Raw genomic sequence first — 23,975 nt, 5'->3', positions numbered from 1 at the left:
GGCACGCCGGCGCACCGTCTGCGGCGGTCCATGCGGCCAGGTTCACTTCACAGGAGCAACGATGGGCATCACTTCCGTGGCCGGCGTTCCGGTCCAACCCCAGCACCGCGCCACCTGCCACTGCGGCACGGTCGAGCTGCTGCTGGACCTGCCGGACGGCATCGTCGACCCGCGCCGTTGCGACTGCTCGATGTGCCGGCGCCGGGGTGCCATTGCAGCCAGCGTTGCCCGCGCGGGCCTGCAGGTCGTGCGCGGGCAGAACCACCTGCAGCTATACCAGTTCAACACCCATGTGGCCGAACACTACTTCTGCGGGGTGTGCGGCATCTACACCCATCACCGGCGCCGCTCCAACCCCGACCAGTACGGCTACAACGTGGCCTGCCTGGAGGGCATTGATCCGTTCGCGCTGGGGGTCATTCCGGTCAGCGACGGGGTCAACCACCCGTCAGACCGCACCGGCTAGTGGCGCGTGCGCCGCGGCGGCGTGGCGACCTTCTGCCAGGGCGCCATGCCGCTGCGCCCCGCCCGCACAGGGCGTTTCAGCCAGGGCCGGCGTGGCGGCACCTGCGGCGCATCCGCGGCCGGGGGAGGAAGCGGTCTACGGCCGGGCCAGAGATGGTCGAGCAGCCACATGGCGGGTCTCCGTGGGGGACGGGGACGATCAACATTAGACCTGGGTGGGCATGGGCGGCGTGAGCGGAAGACGACAACGGGATGACGGCGGAGGGGGCGATGAGCCTGCTACGCCGTATGCTCGGCCAACGTGCCTTTGCGTTTCCGCAGCAACAGGTGCAACAACACAGCACACACAGCCGTCAGCAGCGCCAGTACACGCAGCAGTGTTGCCAGCGCCTTGGCGCTGACCTGCTGCAGCTGCTCACCGCTCATCGCCGGCAGCAGTGCCGCCGCCTGGTCGCGGGACCCGCTCGCCAGATAGGCACCGGCACGCGCCAACGACGCGGGCGATGCCCCATGCAGCTGCTGGTCGACCAGCATCGCCAGCAGCGCCGTCACTGCGGCCAGGGCGATGCCTTCGCCCGCTACCCGCACGGTTCCGAAGATGCCGGCGGCCATGCCCGCACGCTGTACAGGCACCACGCTCACCGACAGCCCATCCATCAGGCCCCATGGCAAGGCCGTCCCTGCACCGACCAGCATCAGCAACGGCACCCACTGCAAGGGCGACGGCTGCGATGCGTGGCGCGACAACAGGTACAGGCCAGAGGCACAGACCAGCAGTCCCAGCGTGCACAGCCGCGCACTTCCAACGCGCTCCGCCCAGCGCGCAGCCAGCATCGGCAGCACCAGCATCGGCGCGGACAGCGCCAGCATCTGCAGTCCCACCAGCGTCGTGCTCTGGCCATGCACGCCCAGCAGTTGCAGAGGCAACACGACCAGCAGCACCACGTAGCCCAGACAGGTCGCCACCGGCAGCAGCTGGACGCCGAGAAACGCCGGTTGCCAGAACAGTGAGAGGTCCAGCAACGGGGAAGGATGCAGCCGTTCGGCACAGACGAACGCGCCGCCCAACAGCAGCGTCGCCAACAGCGCCAGCTGCACGCGACCGGCGTGCAGGCCGTACTCTCCCAGCCACAGCAGGGCCAGGGTCAATGCCGCCAGCATCAGGCTGAAGCCCAGCATGCCGGCGATGTCCAGCCGTCCGCGCTCGCCCCGGCTTTCGGGCAACGCGCGCGCGGCCAGTGCGAACGCCGCCAACGTCAGCACACCGCCTGCAGCGAACACGCTGCGCCAGCCTAGCGCCTGCAGCAACAGGCCCGCGAGCAGCGGCCCCAGCGCCAGGCCCGCACCGAATGTCGTGCCCAGCAGGGCGAAGACACGGGCACGCCTCGGTCCCTGCCAGCCCTGCGCCAGCGCAGCGGTGCCCGAGGCCAGCGCTGCGGCAGCGGCAACGCCCTGCAGAGCGCGCGCCAGATCCAGCCACAGCAGCGTAGGCGACAGGCATACAGCGGCCGTCGCGACGGTGAAGCCGGCCGTGCCCAGCAGGAACATCCGCCGTCGGCCATGGCGATCAGCCAGGCCACCGGCAGCGAGCAGCAGGCTGCCGAAGGTGAGCATGAAGGCGTTGGTCACCCAGGCCAGCGCAGTGGGCGATGCCACTGAGGAGCGGGACAGCACCGGCACCGCGACGGCGCCGGCGGTGAAGGACAACGGCAACGCCAGCGCGGCCAGGCAGACCGCAAGCAGGGCCCAGCGCTGCTGCGCGCGGACAGGTACAGGGAGCATCGAATCCGGGGCCATGCGGGCCTCCATCCATCAGGGGCATTGATGATGGACAGGCCGCTATTCCAGAAAAACAGGCTCGATGGACGTTGATTACGTCCAACCGTTCCGCAATCATGCTCCCCATGGACTCCATCTCCGCCCTGCTCGCCTTTGTCCGCACCGCGGAGGCAGGCAGCATCGTCGGTGCGGCCCGCGTACTCGGCCTGTCAGCCTCGGCCGTCGGCAAGCGCATCGCCCGCCTTGAGCTCGACCTGGGCGCGCGCCTGTTCCAGCGCACCACCCGCCGCGTGCACCTCACCGACGAAGGCGAACTGCTGCTGCAACGCTGCCGGCGTGCGCTGGACGAACTTTCCGAAGCGCAGGCAGATCTGGCGCAACGACAGCACGCCCCCAGCGGACTGCTGCGCATCGGCCTGCCCACCATCGGCTACCGCTTCCTGCTGCCGGTGCTGCCCGGCTTCCAGCAGCGCTACCCGCAGGTGCAGCTGGAACTGGACTTCAACGACCGCATCGTCGATGTGGTCAGCGAAGGCCTGGACGCGGTGATACGCAGCGGCGAACTGGCCGATTCCAGCCTGACCGCGCGGCGACTGGGTGGCTTTCGTTTCATCCTCTGTGCGGCGCCGGGCTACCTGCAGGCGCACGGCACACCCGGCGATGTAGGCGACCTGCGCATGCATACCGCGCTGCGCTTCCGTTACCCCACCACCGGAAGGCTGCATCCGTGGCAGCTGCCGGGTATCGAAGGCGATGCCGGCGCGCGCCTTCCCACGGCGATGACCTGCAACAACATGGAAGCCGTGCTGGCCGCTGCGATCGGTTGCATGGGCCTGGCCTGGATGCCGGACTTCCTCGCCGCTGACGCGCTGGACGATGGCCGCCTGCAACGGGTGCTGCCTGCGCTGCCCACGTACCAGGGGCAGTTCTCGTTGCTATGGCCCGGTGGGCGCCATCCCAGTGCACGCCTGCGGGTGTTCATCGACTACGCCGTTGCCAACCTGTTCCAGGACGCCTCATAAAAAGGGGACGGAGGGGATTAAGTCGTTTCAGGCACAGCAGGGCCAGTTACGACTTAACCCCGTCCGTCCCCTTTTTCCTAGCGACTGAAGCGGCGGGCGCCTGCCACGCAGATCACCGCGACCGCGGTCACCAGCACCATGCTGAGGCTGACCGATTCGTGCAGCAGCAGCGCGGCCAGGGCCAGGCCGAAGAACGGCTGCAGCAACTGCAACTGGCCGACAGCGGCGATGCCGCCCTGCGCCAGCCCGCGGTACCAGAACAGGAAGCCGATTAGCATGCTGAACACCGCCACGTAGCCCAGCGCCCACCACGCCGAGGCACCGACCGCAGTGAACGAGGCCGGGCGCATCAGCACCGTCAACGGCAGCATCACCGGCAACGCCAGCAGCAGTGCCCAGCTGATCACCTGCCAGCCGCCCAGATGACGGGCGAGCCGGCCGCCTTCGGCATAGCCCAGCCCGCACACCACGATGGCCGCCAGCATCAGCAGGTCGGCCTGCAGCGAGGCCTCGATGCCGTTGCGCACCGCATAGCCGACCACGCAGGCACTGCCCAGCAACGAAAACAACCAGAACGCCGGGCGCGGCCGATCACCACCGCGCAGCACGCCGAACAGCGCAGTGCTCAGCGGCAACAGGCCGAGGAACACGATGGTATGTGCCGATGACGCGTGGCGCAGCGCAAGCGCGGTCAGCAGTGGAAAACCGACCACAACGCCGAGGCTGACCACCACCAGCCCAGGCAGGTCACCGCGCCGCGGCCACGGCTGGCGCAGCATAAGCAGCAGGCCCAGGCCAAGCACGGCGGCGATGGTGGCGCGTGCGGCGGTGACGAACCCGGCATCCAGCTGCAGCACCGCCAGGCGGGTGGCCGGCAACGAGCCCGCGAAAATCACCACCCCGATGAAGCCATTGATCCAACCGCTCGCCGACCGTTCCACGCCTGTGATCCTGAAGTGCCAGGCGACGCCTGGCGGAGCCTGTATGGAAGCATCCATGGCGGAACCGCCCCAGCTACAATCCAGTACAGTCGCAAAGAACTGTATTGCCCACACTTCCACTACAGTGCTGACATGCCACGTCCGCTTACCCGCATCGAATCGGTCATCCAGGCGGTCCGCAACCGCATCACCGCGCGGGTCGATGGCCCCGGCTCCCGCCTGCCTTCGGTGCGCGCGCAGGCGGCAGCGATGGGGGTGTCGGTCTCCACCGTGGTCGAAGCCTACGAGCGCCTGGCGGCCGAAGGGCTGATCAGCGCGCGTGCCGGTTCCGGCTTCTACGTCAGCGGACCGGCCGCACCGCTCGCCCTGGCCGAAATGGAACCGCGGCTGGACCGCGCGGTGGATCCGTTGTGGGTGTCGCGGCAATCGCTGGAAACCCCGCCGGGCCACCTCAAGCCGGGGTGCGGGTGGATGCCCAGTAACTGGCTGTATCACGATGGCATGCGCCGCGGCCTGCGTCGGCTGGCGCGTGCCGATGCAGTGCATCTGGTCGACTACGCCGGACCACTCGGGCTGCCCGCGTTGAGCCAGCTGCTGCAGAGGCGCAGCGCCACGCTCGGCATCGATGCACCGATGGAGCAGATCCTGCTGACCGACTCCGGGACGCACGCGGTCGACCTGATCTGCCGTTTCCTGCTCAAGCCCGGCGACTGCGTGCTGGTCGATGACCCGAGCTACTTCAACTACCACGCGCTGCTGAAGGCGCACCAGGTACAGGCAGTGGGTGTGCCGTACACACCCACCGGCCCGGACCTTGAAGCGTTCGATCGTGCATTGCAGGACCATTCGCCACGGCTGTACATCACCAACTCGGGCCTGCACAACCCGACCGGTGCGGTGCTCTCGGCCAGCACCGCGCATCGGCTGCTGGGGCTGGCCGAACGCAGCGAACTGATCATCGTCGAGGACGACATCTTCGCCGACTTCGAACTGCAGCCGGCACCGCGCCTCGCTGCGCTGGATGGGCTGTCGCGGGTGATCCACGTCGGCAGTTTCTCCAAGACCCTGTCGGCCGCCTCGCGCTGTGGCTACATCGCTGCACGCCACGACTGGATCGAAGCACTGACCGACCTGAAGCTGGCCACCAGCTTCGGCGGCGGCCATCTGGCGATGCAGTTGATGCACATCGCGCTGACCGACAGTGGCTACCGACGCCACATGCAGTCGATACGCTCGCGGCTGGCCGATGCGCGCCGGCACACACTGCGGAAACTGCACACGCTGGGCATCACCCCGTGGCTGCAACCGGAAGCCGGCCTGTTCCTCTGGTGCCAGCTTCCCGATGGCCGCGATGCTGCTGCGCTGGCACGGCAGTGCCTGCGCGAAGGCATCGTGCTGGCCCCGGGCAACGCGTTTAGCCAGTCGCAGCGCGCGGCCGACTATCTGCGTTTCAACGTCTCGCAGTGCCAGGACCCGAGGATCTGGCAGGTACTGGCACGCGCGCTGCGATGAGCTGGTAATGCGCGACCAGCGCATCCACCACCACGCGCACGCCCGGCAGCTGGCCGCGACGATGCGGCAGCAGCACGCTGGTGGTGACTTCGCCGGCATGCCACGCCGGCAGGACCTGCTGCAGGCGGCCAGCAGCGATGGCCGCCGCACACAGGCTGTAGGGCAGCACGGTGATGCCAAGACCCGCTTCTGCCGCCGCGATCAGCAGCTGCGATTCATTGCCGACCAGCGCCACCTGCGGCTCCACCTGCACGGTGCCGGCGTCGGCGCTGTGCAGCGTCCAGCGCGTTGCATGGCGCGCGGTCAGCAGGCCGGCATGCGCGCGTAGCTGCTCGGGCGTGTCCACTGCCGGCGCGGCTGCCAGATAACCAGGGGCCGCCACCAGCACGATGCGTTCGCTACCGAGCATTCGCTGCACCAACCCGGAATCCGGCAGCGGACCGAAGTGGCTGCGCAGGGCGATGTCGATGCCCTCCTGCGCCAGATCGATGAAACGATCACTCACTTCAACTTCGATGCGCAGCCGCGGATAGCGGCGGGCCAATGCGGGCAGGCACGCGGCGAGCTCGCCCTGCACCACCGGAATCGAAGCGCTGATGCGCACGGTGCCGCTGGGTTCGGCCTGGCGGTCGCGGACAATGGCCTCCGCAGCCTCTACCTCCGACAACGCCGCGCGTGCGCGTTCGAAGAACTCTTGGCCGACCTCGGTCAGCGCGAAGCGGCGCGAACTGCGTTGCAGCAGCCGCACCTCGAGGTGTTCTTCCAGCAGCGCCACGCGCTTGCTAAGGGTCGAGCGCGGCAGGCCCAGATGGCGCCCACCTGCGGCGAAACCACCCTGCTCCACTGCGGTCACGAACAGGGCCAGATCATTGAGGTTGAGCATGCGCAACGTCCACACGTGTGGACTTCAGGATGCCATTCGGACGGCTTCAGCGGTAATGTCCATGCTGGCACGCTTTCCTCACCCGCCGCATCGCGGCTCGAACCGGAAATCTGCCATGACCCCGATCCTCTTCTACGGCGTGCCCTCGGGCTGCTCGTTCGGCTCCATCGTTGCACTGGAGTGGCTGCGCCAGCCTTACCAGCTGTGCCGCATCGACATGCCCGGCCAGGTGCAGGGCGAAGACTACCGCCGCCTCAATCCACTGGGCGAAACCCCGACCCTGCGAACCCCGCAGGGCGAGCTGCTCAGCGAGAGCCTGGCAATCCTCAACCACCTGGCTGCGAAGGGCATCGCGCAGGGGCTGGGCTTCGCACAGGGCACGGCTGGCTTCGATCGCCTCAACCACCGGCTGGCCTATCTCAACACCAGCTTCTTCGGTGCCTACGCGCCGCTCTGGCACGCACTGGAGCATGCGGAAGGTGATGAAGCCGAGGTGCTGGGTGCCTATGGCACGACCAAGGTGCGCCACGCCCACCAGGCGCTGGAGCAGATGATCGGTACGGGCCCGTGGCTGCTGGGCGAACAGCGCAGCTTCGCCGATGCCTACTTCGCCGGCATCGCGCGCTGGAACGACTTTCACCAGGTCGTCGACCGCCGCGAGTTCCCCAGGGTGCAGCAGCTGTTCGAACGCCTGCAGGACGACGCGGGCGTGCAGTTCGCCCACGCCATCGAAGCGCAGCAGCCGGCAACCAGCAGTGGTGGCTTCCTCGGCGAGGTGAGGCTGGAAGACGTGCTTGAGGCCACAGCGGCCTGAGCCCTGTGCTGTCTCTGCGGCAGCGGCGCGCAATGCCTCTTGCGCGCCGCGCTACAGTGGTCTGTCCCCGTCGAAGGAATCCGCGCATGTCCACGTTCTCCGACCCACAGGCGGTGGCCCGCTATGCCGAAGCGCCACTGCGCCAGGTGCCTGGGTTCCTCGCGTTGCAGCAGATGAGCCGCCTGCTGCTGGCCGAACGTGTTCCTGCGCAGGGCCGCGTACTGGTACTCGGTGCCGGGGGCGGGCTGGAGCTGAAAGCCTTCGCCGAGGCGCAGCCGGGCTGGCAGTTGCTGGGTGTGGATCCGGCCGCGCCGATGCTCGCGCTGGCCGAGCAGACACTGGGCCCGTTGAACGCACGCGTCGAACTGCTGGAAGGCTACATCGACGATGCCCCGGACGCGCGCTTCGATGGTGCCAGCTGCCTGCTCACCCTGCACTTCCTCGATGCCGCGCAGCGCCTGCACACGCTGCGCGAGCTGCACAGGCGCCTGCAGCCCGGCGCGCCGCTGGTGGTGGCGCACCACAGCGTGCCGCAGGATCCGGCCGGCAAGCTCCGCTGGTTGCAGCGCTACGCCGCGTTCGCCGAAGCCTCGGGTGTTGCCCACGCCGATGCGCAGCGCGCGATCGACGCCATTGCCGAGCGGCTGCCGCTGCTGGCGCCCGAACAGGAGGTCGCCCTGCTGCAGGAGGCCGGCTTCGACGGCGTGGAGCTGTTCTATGCAGGCTTCAGCTTCAGGGGCTGGGTGGCGTACGCCGGGTGATGCCTACGGCACCACGGTGATGCCGATGCGCTGCATCAACAGCGCCACCTGCTGCACATCCAGCGTGGCGCCGCGCAGGTTGGTGCTGCGCAGGTCCAGCTCACCCAGCTCCGAGTGGGTCAGGTCACAGCCGGTGAAGTTGGCGCTGCTCCAGTCGATGCCCTCGAACTGGCCGCCCGACAGGTCCGAGCCGGCGAAGCTGGCGCCGCTGACGTTCGCACCATCCCAGCGGTTTTCCCACAGCTCGCACTTTTCCAGCGTCACCCGCGAGAAATTGGCATAGCGCAGGTTCGACTTCTTGATGAAGGCACTGCAGAACCCGCTGCGCGGGGTGATCTGGTTCATGAAGCTGGCGTTGCTGAAATCCGCGCCCTGCGCGCGGCACTCGCTGATTTCCAGGCCCAATGCCTTGACGAAATTGAAGTGGCACATGCTGATGTCGCAGCTGCGGAAGCTGGCTTCCTTCAGCGTGGCGCCGTTGAAGCGGCAGCCACTGCGGCTTTCGGCGTCATAGAAGCTGCAGTTGATGAACTCGGTGGCAGTCAGGTCCACGCTGGAAAAATCGCATTCGTGGAACTGCTGGTCGACCACTTTCTGGCCGGTGTACTGGTCCGCGCCGATGCGCAGCTTGCGGTGAACGGTGGGGGACATCGTGGATTCCATGCCAGGTGCCCCGCCATGATGCCGGGCCGCGAGGGCGATCCATAGACGTGGGCGCGGGAGGATTCACCGGCAGTCCAGCCGCGCTGTGTCCCCGATGCCAATTGCACGTTGTTGCACATTTATGCACGAATGTGCAGACTTATGGCATGAGCTCAGACCCCAGCCCCCTCCCCGCCCAACGCACTCGGCAGATCCTCGAAGAACTGCGCCAGCAGGGCCGCGTGGTCGCTGCCGAACTGGCGCGCCGCTATGCCGTCTCCGAAGATTCGATCCGCCGCGACCTGCGCGAGCTGGCCGCACAGGGCCTGTGCCAGCGTGTCTACGGCGGCGCCGTGCTGCCACCGCCCAAGGAACGCCCGCTGCGCGAGCGCCTGACCCGCGACCGCGGCGACAAGGCCGAGCTGGCCGCCCGCGTCTGCGCGTTGCTGCAACCCAATCAGGTTGTACTGCTCGATGCCGGTTCAACCAACCTGGCGATCGCCCAGCAGTTGCCGCCCGCCCTCGGCTTGACGGTGATCACCAATGCGCCACAGATCGCCACGGCCGCCAGCATGCTTGATGGCACCTCGGTGCAGCTGATCGGCGGCCGCCTGGCCAGCGGTGGCGGTGCGGTCGGCGCAGAAGCACTGGCCCAGGTGCAGCGCCTGCGCGCCGACGTGTACCTGCCCGGCCCCTGCGCGGTGGACGGCGATACTGGTGTATGGGCAATGGATGCAGAAGAGGCCACGCTGAAGCGCGCGATGGTCGCGTGCAGCAGCCGCGTCATCGTCGCCGCCACTACTGAAAAGCTCGGTGCCCGCGGCCACTGGCAGATCGCCAGCCTCGACGAGATCGACGACCTGGTGCTGACCACCACCGCGCCGCCCGCATTGGCGGCGCGCTTCCGCGCCGCCGGCATCGCGGTACACCCCACTCCCCCCTGACCGTATCGCTCATGTCCCTTGCCAACCGCGCGCGTGCCGAACAGCACGCAACCCGCGCTGCGTTCTTCATTCCCGGCTTCGCCACCGCGCTGTGGGCCACCCTGGTGCCGTTCGCCAAGGCACGCACCGGGATCAACGACGCCACGCTGGGGCTGGTACTGCTCTGCCTCGGTGCCGGTTCGCTGCTGGCAATGCCGTTGTCCGGCGTGCTGGCCGCGCGCCTCGGTTGCCGGCGGGTGATGGTGGCCAGCAGCCTGCTGATCTGCCTGACCGTGCCCGGCCTGGCCCTGGCCGGCTCGGCCTGGAAACTGGGGCTGGTGCTGTTCGTGTTCGGCGCCGCCGTGGGCGCGATGGACTGCACGATGAACGTACAGGCCGTCATCGTCGAGCGCGAAGCACGGCGCGTAATGATGTCCGGCTTCCATGCCTTCTTCAGCATCGGCGGCTTCCTCGGCGCGGCCACCATGACCGTGCTGCTGTCCGCACAGCTGCCGCCCTTGGCATCGGTGCTGATCGCCGTTGGCGCCATGCTGCTGGTGATGCTGTTGTCGGCAGCGCACTGGCACAGCGAACGCATGCCGCACGACACACCGATGCTGGCCCTGCCGCACGGCATCGTGTTGTTCATCGGCGTGCTGGCGTTCGTCGCCTTCCTCGGTGAAGGCGTGATGCTGGATTGGAGCGCGGTCTTCCTCAGTGACGTTCGTCGCGCCGACGCCAGCCTCGCCGGCATCGGCTATGTGACCTTCACCCTGACCATGACGGTCGCGCGCCTGTTCGGCGATGCATTGGTGGCGCGCGTGGGCCGCCAGCGCGCGATCGTCTTCGGTGCTCTGCTTGCCGCTGCGGGCGTGCTGGTGCTGACCCTGGTCACGCCGTGGCAGGCGTCGCTGGTCGGCTACGTGTTGGTCGGCCTCGGTTGCGCCAACATCGCGCCCGCGCTGTTCTCGCTGGCCGGTCACCAGACCCGCATGCCCGGCGCGCTGGCGATCACTGCCGTGTCCACGCTCGGCTTTGCCGGCATCCTTGCCGGACCGGCACTGATCGGCTTCGCCGCAGACCATTTCGGCCTGATCGCCGCGTTCGTCGGCGTGGCCACGGCCTTGTTGCTGGTGGCGGTGTCCACGCGCTGGCTGCGGGTGTAGCCCAGGGCATCAACGCCGCCTGCGCCGCAGCTTCATCCGCACGCGCCGGTAGCCGATCACCGTCGCCGTGGCACACAGCGCGGTGCCAGCAGCGCTCAGCAGCAGCAACACCGCCAACCGGACACCTTCCTGGCGCAGCATCGCCGGCAGGTCCCAGCTGTGCAGGAAGTAGAACAACCAGCGCCCCACCCGCTCGCGATGCCCCATCGTCAGCAACGGATCGCCGGTCGCCAGGTCGAGATAGACGCGCGTCGCCTCGGCATCACCGAAGTCCACCACGGCCACCGGGAAGCGGCGTACCGCTGCACCATTCATGGCCTCGGGCGCACGCGGATAGAAGTACGCATCCGCTGCATGCTGCACCACGAAGCCCTGCATCGGTGCATCGGACAACGCACGCACCTTCTGCTGCAGCCAAGCTGCCGGCAGCAACCGCGTAACCTGCAGATGCCCATTGCTGCCGGACACGATGCGAGTATGACCCTGCCCGTCCAGCAGCACCGCAAACAGTTCACCACTGATCCGTCGCCACTGAATCTCCACCGGCTGAAAGCGCGCGGCTTCGGCCACTGCCAGAAGCGTGTCAGGATCACCCAGTGCACCGTCCACCGCCACCGCGCCGCCACGGTAGTGCTCAACATCGATCGCCTCTCGCGTGCTGCTGAAGACGCCCAATGGATTCATCGACAACAGGCCGCTGAAGATCCAGGTGAACACGAAGGCCGCAGCACACAATCCGATCAGATGGTGCCAGCGCATCCACGGTTCGACATACGGCGTCTTCGCACCGGAACGATAGTGGCCACGGAAACGCCAGCGCCACACACCCACCACGACGCCGCTGACCGCCGCCAGCGTGCACAGTGCGGACAGCACGATCACCCCCCACGTCCACACTGGATCCACCGACTGCATGCGCAGGAAATACAACCAGTGCAGCCAGGCACCCACGTAGTTCCAGCGCTGCTGCACATGCGGGGCGTCCAGCACCACTTCGCCGGTACGCGAAGACACATACAGGTCGCCCGGTTGCTCACCGCCCACCTCGACGCGATACAGCGGCCGATGCGCATCCAGAGCGCGCGAATGCGTCCAGCGGTCCTCGTCCACGCGCATCGCACCCACGAAGGCCGGGCCGCCCGCGAACTGTGCAGCGGACGCTTCGGCACGCTGTGCCGACACCGGCAGCAGCGCCTGGCCGGTCACGGCAGACCAGGCGCCCACGTTGCTGCCACTTCGCACCACATACGCCGGCTCGCCACGCAGTGTGGTCAATGCCACAGCCTCCGGCTCGGCCTGCACGGCAGCCGGCAGTACCGACAGCCCCTGCAGGTCGCGGGCCTCACCCAGCACCGGCAACGCCGCCAGCCGCTCACCGGGTGTCAGCTTCGGGTAACCAATGAACAGCATCACCATGCCGCTGACGAACCACAGCAGCATCAGCAGGCATCCGCCGATGCCCAGCCAGCGGTGCACCAGGTAGGTCCAGCGCTTGGCGGTGGATCGCAACGTCATCGCCAGCGTCCTCAGAAGCGATGGTCAACAGTGAATTCGACGCGCCGGTCTGCACCCAGCAACCACTGCGTACTGGTGTAGTACGCGGTGGCGTAGTACGCCTTGTCGAACACGTTGAACAGGCGCGCGCTCACCCGCGTGCGCGGTGCCGCCTGCCAGGTCAGCGCCAGGTCGGTGGTGCTGTAGCCGGGCAGCTCCAATGTGTTGGCGTTGTCGGCGTAGCGCTTGCCGACGTAACGCACGCCCCCCGCCGCACTCCAGTCCGGTGCGAACTGCCAGCTGAGCCACGCACTGGCCAGGCGCTCGGCCACGTTAGGCGGCACGTTGTCATCACGCGATACCAGCACCGCCGGCGAACCCGTGGTTTCCAGGAAGTCCTCGAATTCGGCCTTCAGCACCGTCGCGTTGGCATCCAGCGTCCAGTGCGGCGCGACATTCCAGGTCAACGACGCTTCAATACCGCGCGAGGTCTGCGCGCCCACCTGCACGCGGCGATCAGGCACCAGCGGATCGCGGCTGAGCAGCCCGGTCTTGCGGATGCGGTACGCCGCCAGCGTCCACTCGCCACCGTCGAACGCCTGCTTCAGGCCCACCTCGATCTGCCGCCCCTTGGCTAGATCGAACGCTCCATTCGCGGGGCTGATCATCAGCAGTCCACTGACCGGATCTGCCGCCTGCGAGTACTGCGCATACAGGCTCAGCGTCGGCTGCAGCGCAAATACCGTGCCGGCGCGCCAGCCGGTGCTGCTGTAGGTTTTCGAGAACGCGTTCTGGCCACTGATCAGATCGGTGCGATCGATGCGCGCGCGATCGTGGCGCAGGCCAGCCAGCACCGACCAGCGCTCGCTCAGCGCCAACCGGTCTTCCACGAACAGCGCGTACTGCTCGGCGGCGTTGCGGTAGCGCGGCAGGTTCGGCGCGTCGCTGGCGAACTGGCCCGGCACCGGATGGAACGGATCGACCGGGCCGGAGCTGCCCGTATAGGTGTTGTTGGTGTGCTTGAAGTGCGCGCGGTTGGCGTCCAGGCCCACCGCGAAGCTGTTCGCCCTACCGCCCACATTGCCCTGCACGCGCAGCGTCGAGGTCAGCCCGGTCTGGTCCTGGTTGTGGGTGATCTGGGTGTTGCCCGAGCGATCGATCAGGCCGGTGCGCGGGTTGTAGACATAGGCCTCGGCGTTGCGCCAATCGCGCTGGCTGTCGATCTGGTAGAGGCGCGTGCGCCATTCCACGTTCGCGTTCGGTGTCCACAGCGCATCAAGCTGGGTCCAGCGGTCGCGATAACGGATCTCGCTGTCGTCCACGTTGTAGTTGCGATGGCGCAGCGCGTCCAACTGGCGTCCCTCCACCAGCGGCGTGCCGAAGTAGCGCATCGGCTTCTGATGGCCCTGCGCGTGGGTCAAGGTCAGCTGCAGGTCGGTGCGCGGCTGCCACAGCAGCGCGCCGGAGAAGGTGGCATCGCCGTTGCGTCCCCGATCGACCCAGCCACCGCTGTAGTTGCCGCTCACATCCAGCCGGTAGGCCAGCTCGGGCGTCAGCGCGCCACCACTGCCGAAGCCCAGCCGCGCGGTGTCCTCGCTGCCCACGGTCACACTGATCTCGTTTTCGATGGCACCGCGCGAGGGCTTCTTCGGCACGATGTTGATCACCCCGCCGATCGCACCGTCGCCGTGGATGACCGAGGCCGGCCCGCGCAGTACTTCGATGCGCTCGATCGACCAGGTATCGAACGGGAAGGTGATGCCCACGCCGCCGTACTGGCGCAGCCCGTCGTACAGCCGCATCACCGAGGCGCCATCGGTGAAGCCGCGGCTGGACAGCGCACTCAGGCCATTGCCCGGATGCGGCATCGCACTGATCGCACCCGCCCGGCTGATCGCATCGTTGAGGTTGCTGTCGCCGCGCTGCTCCAGTTGTTCGCGCGAAATCACCGTCAGGCTGGCCGGCGTCTGCAGCACGCTCAAGCCCAACGCAGAGCCTGCGCTGGCGGTGGATGACAGCTCACCGCTGCGAGCATCGACCACGCGCACGGTCTCCAGCGTGGTCGGGGGTGCCGCGTCGGCGGCAAGCAGGGGCGCAGCATGCAGGAGCAACGCGCACAGGACAGGCAGCGTCGCCCGTCGCAGGCGCGCGGAGTTGGGGTTCGTTTTCATTTTTTCACGGCATGCAAGGCCACCCCGCGATGGCAGGGCAGCAATCAGAAAGGGACAGACACGCGCGTGCGGGCACCGGCCGTGGCCGGCAACCTCATGGAAAAACGATCAGTGCAACGCGCGTGCGGCTCAGGCAGCCATCAGTGCCGGTGGCCCACGCGCTCCCAACGTGCCGCCGATTCGTTGCGGCAACGCCTGCACCGCGCCGCGCAGTGCGCGGCACACCGGTACCATCGGCGCCAACAGCAGCACGGCCGCCACCAGCAGGGTGATCAGCCGTGCAGCGATCAGGCAGTAATCGCAGTCCACACCCATCTCGTGATCGGCATGCGGATCGGCGGGCGGCTTCTTTGCGGTCTCGCCGTGCGGCATCGCCATCGCGTGATGGTCGTGGTGCCCTTCCATCGCGTGCTGCGCATGCTCTGCGTGCATTGCGTGGTCCATGGCGGCCACCGGCGCAGCGGCAGCCACGTGACCCTGCGCCAGCCAGCGGCTCACCAGCGGGGCGAGCAGCACCAGCAGCATGGCAAGCCAAGCCAGGGCCTGGAACCGGCGGTGGAGGACAGAATGACGCACCCGGCCATTCTACGGGCCTGTGCCCAACCTTGGACCCCGTTCAGGGTTTGCCCCCTGCGACACGGTGACGCAGGAGCTCGCGTCGCGCGGCGACATGTGAACGCACCACACCGCGGTCCCTGCGCTTGCGGGCTCTGCCTCGCCAACGTTAGGGTTCAATTGGCCACGGCAAGGAGCCAGAGGAATCTGCATGACCACCCGCATCACACACCGGCAGCGCATCAGCCTGCTCGGCCTGACCGCGCTGCTTGCTGCCTGCGCCGACAAGGGGCCGCCCCCACCGCCAGAGCCGCTGGAACTCTCACAGCCCATCGCCGTGGACGCGCCCGGCCAGCAGGTGCAGTTCGAGTTCGAAACCACGGCGCGCAATTTTGCCAGCTACCGCACTTATGCGGTGGAACTGGAACTGCAGCGGCGAAGTCCAGCCACAACGGGCACGCCCGATATAGCAAGTATCAACATCCCATTCGAAGTATCCCTGCAGCGTCGGGAAGGCACTACCTGGCAGGAGATTGCAACACGGGACAGCTATCAGGCACGCGCGCGCAACGGTGTTGAGCCGCTCCCCTCGTGGCACCACTCTGAGAGCTGGCGCTATGCCTCGCTCGCATCAGGCAGCGACGGCAACTACCTCCTGAACGTGACAGCGCTGCCGCTGGAGCTCGACAGCAGATACCGGCTGCAGATTCAAACGGTCCATGCCATATCAGGACTGCAAGACTATTCGGCAAGGCTAGTCGTGCACGCCTCGCGTCCTGCAGGGAAGTGACACCATTCATTCGAAGGAACGAAGGAGTTTCCATGAACAAGCCCCGCTACAGCCTGGACATTGTCATTGCCGCACCCGGCACCCCACTGCTCGATCCCGATTCGGGAAAGCAGCAGCTGACGCCCGATGGCACTCCTGATACTTCCGGGCCTGGCCACATGTTCTATGTTCTGCATGCTACAGGTAAAGCGGCGCAGAGTTTCGGCTTCGCACCCGTCGAGCATGGCAGCATGAATGGTCCCGGGCGCATCGTCAGAGACGACGTGAAAGTCTATAAGGACCCCGCCCATGTCCGCACCATCGAAATCACCGAAGCCCAGTACAACAAGCTCAAGGCGTTCGGCGACGATCCAGTGAAGTACGGCTTCAGCAAGCACTATGCCGACGTGCGCCACAACTGCGTGGACTTCACCTGGGGCGCATTGAATCACGCCGGCATCCAGCGCAAGCACAGCCTGGACGTGAACAGCATCGGCGGCCCCGTTGGCCAGTTGCTGCCCGATGTCCGCATTCCGCTGGGCGTCCAGTCACAGGGCAAGGACGGCTATCGTCCGCTGCGCAACATCCATGGCGTGGACAGCATTGAGCCCCCTTTCCCCAACAGCGAACTCAACCGCACCACCACTCATCCCCTGCCCGAGCGCAGCTTGAAGCAGCGTCTGCTCAGCGAAACCGATGGCATTGATGGCCCCTTGGGCGAGCGTCTGGCTGCGGACGCGCGCGCACCGGGGCACAGCCTTCATGCCTTGGACCAGAAAGTGCGTACCGCACTCGCCCAGGCCAGCGAACAGCAGGGACTGCCCCCCGGCCAGGAGCACGAACGACTGGCAGGCCATCTGACCCACGCGGCGGTGCAGGCCGGCTTCAGCGAAAAGGACACGCTGCAGGTGGCATTCAGTTCAAACAGCACCGCCGAGGCACCCGGCTACGTATTCCTGCATCGCAGCGGCGACACCGCCTCGCCGGACCCTGCCGCCAATCGCCAGCGCCTGTCCCTGCTCGATACGCAGCAGGGCGATGTGGATATGCTGTATCAGAAGGCCAACGTGCAGCAGCAATCCCGCGACGCAAGCCGGCTGGCGCAGGACGAGCAACAGGCACAACAGCAGGCGTCGCCGCCCATGGCCTGACCCAGCCGCATCAGGCGCTGACACCGTTCCCGCATCAACTCACGTACTGCGCCTGACCGTTCCCGAACGACCAGTTCTCCTTCTTCACTTCCACCAGATTGATGAACACATCCTCGCGGCGGATGCCCACCGCCGCATGCAGTCCATCGGCGATGCCGGCGTACAACGCCTTTTTCTGCTCGAGCGTGCGCCCTTCGTTCCAGGTGATCTGGATGCAGATGAAGTCGTCGGTGCGATCCACGCCCAGGTAGCCGGGATCGTAGATCAGCGTGCCGGGCGCGTGTTCCTGGAAGATCTGGAAGCGATCGTTTTCCGGCACCCCCACCGCGCGCATGGCCTGGTAGATGGTTTCGCCGACGCGTTGCAGGTAGTCGGCGGATTTGCCTTTGCGAAGATCGATGCGGGCGAGCGGCATGGTGGCACTCCAGAGTGGATGGGTACGACGACAGGCTGAGACTACGCCTGCCCGGAGCGGCGGGACAGCGCAGGGATGGAACCCTCTGGCTCCATGCGTGGCATGGTCCCGCCTCCGCCGCGCGGGGTGACGCGATTGCCGTGGTGGCATCCCTCCGGAGTCGTCATGTGCACGGTCGGCAGGGGCGGCGATGTGCGCCATCAGTGATGGGCCGCACTACTCGCAGGTGTCGGACGACACACATCGGGAAACGTCTGGCCTGCCTAGGGACAGTTGAGAATTTTCCTTACAGACCGATGTGATTGCCCGGCTTGAAGATCGCCGCGCCGAGGCAAGACGCCTTGGCCGGGATTGGCGTCTCGAATAAACGAATGAACACCCATCGCTGCGGTTTACGTCGCAGCAGAGAGAATGCACCGATTGCCTTCAATGGCGGCCGGTGCGTGGGGATCGACAGATCCGCCAGGCCTTCTTCTCGATGGGAGTTCGTTTGCCTTGGTACGCCAACCCGCACCGTCCGCCACCTTCACTCCGGAAGGTGGCCCTACGCCAGTGAGGGTTTCGCCATGACCAACCGCACCGCCGTCCATCCCCGCCTGTACACCCTTATCGGCGACGTCGCCGCCGATGTGCCCGAAGACCTCGCACGCGAGATCGAGTGCGCCCTGAACGCGCAGAATTTGCCCGCGCAGCTGCCCCCGTTCTTCGCCCGTCTCAATGCGATCAACCATGCTGACGGCGATGACGGACAGCCGTGCATCAGCCTCACCCTCGGCGCCAGCAATCACGCTTCGTTGCGCCGCTCGCTATCTGGGCTCGGCGCGTTGCTCGATCTGCTGCAGGCCGCCGACCATGCGCGCAACGAAGGCGGTCCTAACGAGCAGTTGGGCGCCTTCCATATCGACGGACTGATCGTGGCCGCCCGACAACTGGTGCGCGAGGCACATCATTGCCTCTCCGGCGGCGACGCCTGACCGGCCCGGATACGCTCCCGCTACAATCGCGCAGGGAGCGCAGGAGACCGCAATGGACGCCGAACACCTGGAATACTTCAAGGCCGCACTGGAAGGCCGCGCAACCGTGGGCTGGAACGTCTGGTTCGCCGCCAACCAGCACGCGCTGGCACAACAGCTGAGCCGCCCTGCACTGCTGCGCTTGAAGTTCAGCACACTGGATGAAGCCGAACGCCTGCTGGCCGAGGCCGGCATCGTGCCCCGCAGCACAGCGGGCAAGCGCTACGAAATGTACTGCGCGCAGTTCTCGCCGGACGTGGTGGACGCGAACGGTCGCCCGCTACCGGCCCTCTGGCGCGCGGCGCACGGCGGTGCCATCGGCCTGCTGGCCGACGGTGAGCAGGAGGCCGGCCAGGCGAAGCTGCTCGCGGAGTTCCGCCGCGTCCGCAAGCGCGGGCTGCAGCAGGCCCATGAATGGTTGGCCGATCTGTGCTTTGAGGGCGAGATGGAACTGACCAGCGGCAATGCCGAGGTGGGCCGCAGCCTATTGGCGGTGGTGGTGCAGGCGGGTAGCGGCCATGACCTGCTGGATGCCACGGCGATGATCGCGCGCGAGCTGCTGGAGCGGCACGGCTGAAAGGGCGTGTGCTTCCAGCTGATCTTGCTGGATCGCTGGTAACAAAAAAGCCCCCATTTCTGGAGGCTTCTTTCGTTCTGCAACATGGTGGGCGGTACAGGGATCGAACCTGTGACCCTTGCCGTGTGAAGGCAATGCTCTACCGCTGAGCTAACCGCCCGGTGTGTTGCTGAGCCGCTCATTATAGGGGCTTTTCAGAGGCCGTCAACAGTTTTTCACATTCGTGTTCACGGGCGTTTCGAGGGCCGCCGCCGGGCATGACCCGACGCTACCGGAATCACATCGTATGGGTCGGCTTGTCCGAGCCGGTCAGGCCGGCCAGCAGGGTCTCGATCTTGTGGCGTACGCCCTCGCCTTCGGCACCATCGGCCAGCTGCACGCCGATGCCGGCGGTGCGGTTGCCCTGCGCGCCGGCCGGGGTCACCCAGATCACCTTGCCGGCCACCGGCAGGCGCTCGCTGGAATCGGGCAGGGTCAGCAGCAGGAACACCTCGTCGCCCAGGAAGTAGCGCTTGGGCGTGGGCACGAAGATGCCGCCATTCTTCACGAACGGCATGTACGCGCTGTACAGCGCGGCTTTGTCCTTTACGGCCAGGGACAGGATGCCCTGGCGGGCGTTGCTGGCACTCATCGATTTCCCCTTGCGGCAGGCCGCTCGTTTACCTTGTTCCAGGCCAGCAGCAACTCGACCACCGCAAGGTCTGCACGCACCGTGGTGCGCAGCAGGTCGCGGGTGCGGTTGGCCGCATCGAACCAGGCTGCAAGCTTGTGCAATCGCTCCGGCGTGGTCAAGGCATCGGTGCTGGCTTGGGCCAGCGCCAGGTCGGCGGCAAAGCGCAGGCGCAGCGCCGCGTTGTCGTCACCGCACCACTTCTGCGCCAGCTCCACCGCGCCGGTCTTGCCGGCAGCCAGCTGTTCCAGCTCGCGGCCCACTTCGCGGCGCAGGCTCAGGCCGTCTTCGCGCAGCCAGTTGTCGGCCTGGCCGGGATGGCCGCGCGCCGCGTCCAGCGCTTCGCGCGCCGATGCCTCGCTATGGCCCTGCTGCTGCAGCCAGGCCAGTGCTTCGTGCTGCGGCGGCAACTTGAATTCCAGGCGCTGGCAGCGGCTGCGGATGGTCTGCGGCAAGCGTGCCGGGTCGCTGCTGATCAACCACAGGTAGCGGCCGGGCTGCGGCTCTTCCAGGGTTTTCAGCAGCGCGTTGGCCGCCGAGCGGTTGATCGCATCGGCCGGGTCGACGATCACCACCTGCGCCACGCCGTACTGCGGGGTCAGCGCCAGCTTGTCGGTGATCTCGCGCATCTGCTCGATGACGATCTCGGTACGCAGCTTGTCGCCGCTCTTGTTCGGAATGAAGCTGACCAGCTGCAGGTCCGGGTGCGTGCCCGCCGCGATCAGCTGGCGCGTGCGCGTGGCGTGGGCTGCATCGCCCTGCGCCAGCACGTAGTCGGCCAGCGCCAGCGCCACCTCATGCTTGCCCAGCCCGGCCGGACCGCAGATCAGCAGGCCATGACCGAGGCGACCGGCGTCGAGCGCGGCCACCGTCTGTTCGAACGCGCGCTGCTGCCAGGGCGAAAACGTGCTCATGCGCCCTCCCCGTCCCGCAGCCAGCGCTCGACACGCGCGACCACATCGGCGGCCACGCGCGCCTGCTCCTGGCCCGCATCAATCAATGCGAAGCGCTGCGGATCCTGCTGTGCGCGGCTGCGGAACACTTCGCGCACGCGCTGGAAGAAATCGTCCTGCTCGCTCTCGATGCGGTCCGGCCACAGGTCACGGCCATTCGCGCGGGCGCGGCCCACCGCCACGTCCACATCCAGCAGCAGGGTCAGGCCCGGCAGCAGGCCGACCGCGCGGCGCTCCAGGTCGGCAATCCACTGCGGGTCGAGGCCACGGCCACCGCCCTGATAGGCGTAGCTGGAATCGGTGAAGCGATCGCTCAGCACATAGGCGCCGCGCTGCAGCGCCGGCCGGATCACCTGGCGCACATGCTGCGCGCGTGCGGCGAACACCAGCAGCAACTCGGCTTCGGCGCTGAGTGGCTCGGCAGCGATCTCGGCATCGGGCTTCAGCACCAGGCCGCGGATACGCTCGGCCAGGGGCGTACCGCCCGGCTCGCGGGTCAGCACCACCTCGTGGCCGTGGCTGCGCAGGCAGTCACGAATGGCATTGATGGCGGTGGTCTTGCCCGCGCCTTCACCGCCTTCCAGGCTGACGAAACGCGGGTGGCGAAGCAGCGCGGGACTCATTGCGCCGGGGTCTCCTTGGTACGTTGCTGGCGCAGCTGCTGCAGGTAGCGGGCTACGGCCGCGTTGTGCTGGTCCAGGCTGGGCGAGAACACGTGCGCGCCGCTGCCATCGCCCACGGCGACGAAGTACAGCGCGTCGCCCGCCGCGGGTTGCGCGGCCGCCATCAGCGCATCGCGGCTAGGCATCGCGATCGGGGTCGGCGTCAGGCCGGCACGGGTGTAGGTGTTGTAGGGCGTATCGGTAGTCAGGTCGCGACGGCGGATGTTGCCGTCATACGCAGCACCGAGGCCATAGATCACGGTCGGGTCGGTCTGCAGGCGCATGCCGATCTTCAGGCGGCGCATGAACACGCCGGCAATCTGCGGGCGCTCGCTGGCCAGCGCGGTTTCCTTTTCGATGATCGAGGCCAGCGTCAGCAGTTCGTAAGGCGTGTTGATCGGCAGGTCCGGTGCGCGGCTTTCCCAGGCTTCGTCCAGCGCCTTTTCCATTGCGGCGTGGGCGCGCTTGAGCACGTCCAGATCACTGTCGCCGCGCTGGTAGACGTAGGTCTCCGGCAGGAAGCGGCCTTCCGGATGCTGGCCACCGAATCCGAGGCGCTGCATCAACGCGGCGTCATCCAGGGTATCGGTGGTGTGCAGCAGCGGCTCGGCGCGCTTGAGCGCGGCACGCAGCTGGCGGATGTTCCAGCCCTCGACAATCGTGACCCGGTGCTGCAGCACCTTGCCGGCGCGCATGCGCAGCAGCAGCTCGCGCGGGGTCAGCTCGTCACTGAGCGCGTACTCGCCCACCTTCAGCTTGCCGGCCGCATCGAGCTGGCGCGCCAGCAACTGCCACTGGGTGTCCTGGCCCTCGTCCACGCCGGCATCGCGCAGCTTGCGCAGCACGCTGTTCATGCCATCGCCGCTGGCGATGACCACGCTCTCGGCGGTCGGGGTGATCGGGGCATCGGCGAACCGGGTCTGCTGGTAGAAGAACCACGCGCCCGCGCCGGCCACGACGGCGCCCAGCACCACCACCAGCGTTACCACGAACAGACATCCGCGCTTGGCTCCCGCCATGGACTACCTCTGAACTCGATTCCGTCGTGCAGGATACCGTGCCGGTGGATTGGGGTCATGACCGGGGTGGCGTCGCCGTGCCGACCAACGGTCGGCACCCACCACAATCCATGCCTGGCGCGGCGATCAGTAGATCCACGCCATGCGTGGATGAATGGCCATGGAGGACTCCGTGCCGACCAACGGTCGGCACCCACCGTGGGGGAATGGCGTTGCCGGCCAGCGCCCCGGCACTACCCCTGCTGGCCGAGCGCGCGCAGCAGGCCGCGGGCCTTGGCGCGGGTCTCGTCCAGTTCCTTGTCCGGGTCCGAATCGACCACGATGCCGGCGCCGGTGCGGAAGCTCACCTCGTGGCCATCCACTTCGGCGGTACGGATCAGGATGTTCAGGTCCAGGTCGCCATCGCGGTTCAGCCAGCCGAACGCGCCGGTGTAGGCACCGCGCGGCACCTGCTCCAGTTCGCTGATGATCTGCATGCATCGCACCTTGGGGCAGCCGGTGATGGTGCCACCCGGGAACGTGGCGGCGATCACCTCGCCGGGCGTGACCTCCGGGCGCAGGTGGCCGCTGACATTGCTGACGATGTGGTGCACATGGGCGTAGCTCTCCACCGTCATCAACTCATCGACCACCACGGTGCCGGGCAGGCAGATGCGGCCCAGGTCGTTGCGTTCCAGGTCGATCAACATCACGTGCTCAGCACGCTCCTTGGGGTGGCCGACCAGCTCCCGGATGCGCGCGGCATCATCGTCCCCCTCGAAGCGCGGACGCGTGCCGGCAATCGGACGCGTCTGCGCGTGGCCGGCATGCACCGACACCAGCCGCTCCGGCGAGGAACTGACCACATGGCGACCGTGCGCGCTGAACAGGCCGGCGAACGGTGCCGGGTTGGCACGACGCAGCTGCGCGTACAGCGCCTGCGGCTGGACCGGCGCAGCGAACTGCGCGCTCCAGCGCCGCGACAGGTTCACCTGGAACACATCGCCGGCACGCAGGTAGTCGATCACCCGGCGCACGCCGTCGGTGAAGCGCTGTGGCGCATCCTCGCCCACCGACTGCGGCGGCTGCCAGCCCTGCCCGGCCTCCGGCAGTGCCTGCGACGCCATGGTCACCAGCGCCTCCAGCAGGGCCTGCTCACCGGCTTCGGCGATGACGAAGCTGGCGTCGTTCTGGTGGTCGTGCAGCACCGCAGCCGGGCAGCGCAGCGCCAGCGCGGTCGGGCGGCCGTCCTCGCGCGCGCGCGCCGGCAGCACCGGTTCAATCTGGCTGGCCACTTCGTAATCGAGCATCAACGCCCAGCCGCCACGGAACGGCAGGCTGTGGCTGCCGTCGTGCGGCAGGCGTTCGTGCTGCCAGGCACGGTCCAGCACCTGCAGGAAGCTGCCGGCGTGTACCGCGTCGTGCTGGTCGCGCACCTGGCCATCGGCATCCAGCCGCAGGCAGTCGCCCTGCGCGGCCAGCAGCAGGCTCCAGCGGCCCTGGGCGGTGCCCGAGGCGGTGGATTCCATCAGCAGCGGGAAGCGTGCCGGGTCGTGCTGCTGCAGGGCCAGCAGATCGATCGGGTGCGGCAGCGGGTGGATCAGCGGTGCGTGGGTCATGATGGCCAGTTCAGGGATTC

The 23,975-nt window shown here is 67.4% G+C and carries 23 protein-coding genes, 1 tRNA gene and 1 pseudogene; 11 read left to right on the top strand and 14 right to left on the bottom strand.

From position 1 onward, the window contains the following. Positions 1-61: 61 nt before the first annotated feature. A complete protein-coding gene (locus ACSYHF_RS04760) occupies positions 62-466 on the top strand; it encodes a GFA family protein (protein WP_329841409.1) in 405 nt (134 codons plus the stop codon). Positions 467-744: 278 nt separating this feature from the next. Here the strand turns inward: ACSYHF_RS04760 and ACSYHF_RS04755 are convergent, their stop codons facing one another. Further along, a complete protein-coding gene (locus tag ACSYHF_RS04755) occupies positions 745-2,262 on the bottom strand; it encodes an MFS transporter (RefSeq protein WP_065197131.1) in 1,518 nt (505 codons plus the stop codon). A 107-nt stretch (positions 2,263-2,369) separates the two neighbouring features. Here ACSYHF_RS04755 and ACSYHF_RS04750 point away from each other — a divergent pair. Then, positions 2,370-3,354: pseudogene (locus ACSYHF_RS04750) on the top strand (LysR substrate-binding domain-containing protein). On the opposite strand, the gene ACSYHF_RS04745 reads toward ACSYHF_RS04750, so the two are convergent. Continuing rightward, complete coding sequence (locus ACSYHF_RS04745; protein ID WP_375367463.1) at positions 3,344-4,207, bottom strand: DMT family transporter; 864 nt, start codon at positions 4,205-4,207, stop codon at positions 3,344-3,346. The pseudogene ACSYHF_RS04750 and the gene ACSYHF_RS04745 sit on opposite strands and share 11 nt — an antisense overlap. Before the next feature lie 132 nt (positions 4,208-4,339). Here ACSYHF_RS04745 and ACSYHF_RS04740 point away from each other — a divergent pair, with 132 nt between their 5' ends. Then, the gene (locus ACSYHF_RS04740; RefSeq protein WP_375367465.1) at positions 4,340-5,719 is read left to right on the top strand and encodes an aminotransferase-like domain-containing protein; all 1,380 of its coding nucleotides are present in this window, start codon (positions 4,340-4,342) and stop codon (positions 5,717-5,719) included. On the opposite strand, the gene ACSYHF_RS04735 is transcribed toward ACSYHF_RS04740, so the two are convergent. After that, a complete protein-coding gene (locus ACSYHF_RS04735) occupies positions 5,658-6,602 on the bottom strand; it encodes a LysR substrate-binding domain-containing protein (RefSeq protein WP_111127635.1) in 945 nt (314 codons plus the stop codon). The two genes, ACSYHF_RS04740 and ACSYHF_RS04735, sit on opposite strands and share 62 nt — an antisense overlap. Positions 6,603-6,717: 115 nt before the next feature. Here ACSYHF_RS04735 and ACSYHF_RS04730 point away from each other — a divergent pair, with 115 nt between their 5' ends. Then, on the top strand, positions 6,718-7,416 hold the full coding sequence (locus ACSYHF_RS04730; protein WP_111127633.1) for a glutathione S-transferase family protein: 699 nt from the start codon (positions 6,718-6,720) through the stop codon (positions 7,414-7,416). Between the two features lie 86 nt (positions 7,417-7,502). Then, the gene (locus ACSYHF_RS04725) at positions 7,503-8,177 is read left to right on the top strand and encodes a class I SAM-dependent methyltransferase (RefSeq protein WP_095377019.1); all 675 of its coding nucleotides are present in this window, start codon (positions 7,503-7,505) and stop codon (positions 8,175-8,177) included. Between the two features lie 3 nt (positions 8,178-8,180). Here ACSYHF_RS04725 and smqnr read toward each other — a convergent pair whose 3' ends face one another. Beyond that, positions 8,181-8,828 (bottom strand): SmQnr family pentapeptide repeat protein, encoded by a 648-nt coding sequence (gene smqnr, locus ACSYHF_RS04720; RefSeq protein ID WP_065177962.1) that lies wholly within the window; start codon positions 8,826-8,828, stop codon positions 8,181-8,183. A gap of 158 nt (positions 8,829-8,986) precedes the next feature. Here smqnr and ACSYHF_RS04715 point away from each other — a divergent pair, with 158 nt between their 5' ends. Further along, positions 8,987-9,763 (top strand): DeoR/GlpR family DNA-binding transcription regulator, encoded by a 777-nt coding sequence (locus ACSYHF_RS04715; RefSeq protein ID WP_053499766.1) that lies wholly within the window; start codon positions 8,987-8,989, stop codon positions 9,761-9,763. 11 nt (positions 9,764-9,774) lie between these two features. Next, on the top strand, positions 9,775-10,908 hold the full coding sequence (locus ACSYHF_RS04710) for an MFS transporter (protein ID WP_338167688.1): 1,134 nt from the start codon (positions 9,775-9,777) through the stop codon (positions 10,906-10,908). Positions 10,909-10,917: 9 nt separating this feature from the next. Here the strand turns inward: ACSYHF_RS04710 and ACSYHF_RS04705 are convergent, their stop codons facing one another. The 3 genes from ACSYHF_RS04705 to ACSYHF_RS04695 all read right to left on the bottom strand — a co-directional run bounded on the left by ACSYHF_RS04705 (position 10,918) and on the right by ACSYHF_RS04695 (position 15,098). Further along, complete coding sequence (locus ACSYHF_RS04705; protein ID WP_447576110.1) at positions 10,918-12,423, bottom strand: PepSY domain-containing protein; 1,506 nt, start codon at positions 12,421-12,423, stop codon at positions 10,918-10,920. An 11-nt stretch (positions 12,424-12,434) separates the two neighbouring features. After that, the gene (locus ACSYHF_RS04700) at positions 12,435-14,573 is read right to left on the bottom strand and encodes a TonB-dependent receptor (protein WP_447576109.1); all 2,139 of its coding nucleotides are present in this window, start codon (positions 14,571-14,573) and stop codon (positions 12,435-12,437) included. 129 nt (positions 14,574-14,702) lie between these two features. Then, positions 14,703-15,098, bottom strand: coding sequence for a DUF2946 family protein (locus tag ACSYHF_RS04695; RefSeq protein ID WP_095377022.1), 396 nt, complete (start codon positions 15,096-15,098; stop codon positions 14,703-14,705). Between the two features lie 241 nt (positions 15,099-15,339). On the opposite strand from ACSYHF_RS04695, the gene ACSYHF_RS04690 reads away from it, so the two are divergent. Both ACSYHF_RS04690 and ACSYHF_RS04685 read left to right on the top strand, forming a co-directional pair. Continuing rightward, a complete protein-coding gene (locus ACSYHF_RS04690) occupies positions 15,340-15,918 on the top strand; it encodes a hypothetical protein (RefSeq protein WP_447576108.1) in 579 nt (192 codons plus the stop codon). A gap of 32 nt (positions 15,919-15,950) precedes the next feature. Further along, positions 15,951-17,048 (top strand): XVIPCD domain-containing protein, encoded by a 1,098-nt coding sequence (locus tag ACSYHF_RS04685; protein ID WP_134955758.1) that lies wholly within the window; start codon positions 15,951-15,953, stop codon positions 17,046-17,048. A 34-nt stretch (positions 17,049-17,082) separates the two neighbouring features. Here ACSYHF_RS04685 and ACSYHF_RS04680 read toward each other — a convergent pair whose 3' ends face one another. After that, entirely contained in the window at positions 17,083-17,463 is a 381-nt protein-coding gene (locus tag ACSYHF_RS04680) for a tautomerase family protein (protein ID WP_005415517.1), read from the bottom strand. 566 nt (positions 17,464-18,029) lie between these two features. On the opposite strand from ACSYHF_RS04680, the gene ACSYHF_RS04675 reads away from it, so the two are divergent. Beyond that, positions 18,030-18,437, top strand: coding sequence for a hypothetical protein (locus ACSYHF_RS04675; RefSeq protein WP_447576107.1), 408 nt, complete (start codon positions 18,030-18,032; stop codon positions 18,435-18,437). Between the two features lie 52 nt (positions 18,438-18,489). Then, a complete protein-coding gene (locus ACSYHF_RS04670) occupies positions 18,490-19,053 on the top strand; it encodes a hypothetical protein (protein WP_005415515.1) in 564 nt (187 codons plus the stop codon). 85 nt (positions 19,054-19,138) lie between these two features. Here ACSYHF_RS04670 and ACSYHF_RS04665 read toward each other — a convergent pair. The 6 genes from ACSYHF_RS04665 to ACSYHF_RS04640 all read right to left on the bottom strand — a co-directional run bounded on the left by ACSYHF_RS04665 (position 19,139) and on the right by ACSYHF_RS04640 (position 23,955). Further along, positions 19,139-19,213, bottom strand: a tRNA-Val gene (locus ACSYHF_RS04665). A gap of 117 nt (positions 19,214-19,330) precedes the next feature. Further along, positions 19,331-19,684: a PilZ domain-containing protein gene (locus ACSYHF_RS04660; protein ID WP_005412452.1), complete on the bottom strand. Its 354-nt coding sequence runs from the start codon at positions 19,682-19,684 to the stop codon at positions 19,331-19,333. Next, positions 19,681-20,637 carry a DNA polymerase III subunit delta' gene (locus tag ACSYHF_RS04655; protein WP_111127621.1) on the bottom strand — a complete coding sequence of 319 codons (957 nt, stop codon included), beginning with the start codon at positions 20,635-20,637 and terminating at the stop codon, positions 19,681-19,683. The genes ACSYHF_RS04660 and ACSYHF_RS04655 overlap by 4 nt, the downstream gene beginning before the upstream one ends. Further along, on the bottom strand, positions 20,634-21,299 hold the full coding sequence (gene tmk, locus ACSYHF_RS04650; RefSeq protein ID WP_053501108.1) for a dTMP kinase: 666 nt from the start codon (positions 21,297-21,299) through the stop codon (positions 20,634-20,636). The genes ACSYHF_RS04655 and tmk overlap by 4 nt, the downstream gene beginning before the upstream one ends. Further along, positions 21,296-22,357 carry an endolytic transglycosylase MltG gene (gene mltG / locus ACSYHF_RS04645; RefSeq protein ID WP_447576106.1) on the bottom strand — a complete coding sequence of 354 codons (1,062 nt, stop codon included), beginning with the start codon at positions 22,355-22,357 and terminating at the stop codon, positions 21,296-21,298. The genes tmk and mltG overlap by 4 nt, the downstream gene beginning before the upstream one ends. 233 nt (positions 22,358-22,590) lie before the next feature. After that, entirely contained in the window at positions 22,591-23,955 is a 1,365-nt protein-coding gene (locus ACSYHF_RS04640; RefSeq protein WP_065177974.1) for an aminodeoxychorismate synthase component I, read from the bottom strand. Positions 23,956-23,975: the final 20 nt, after the last annotated feature.

The sequence above is a fragment of the Stenotrophomonas maltophilia group sp. P373 genome (assembly GCF_053295075.1).
The sequence above is the reverse complement of the archived record's forward strand: the minus strand, read 5'-3'. Positions and strand labels throughout refer to the sequence as shown.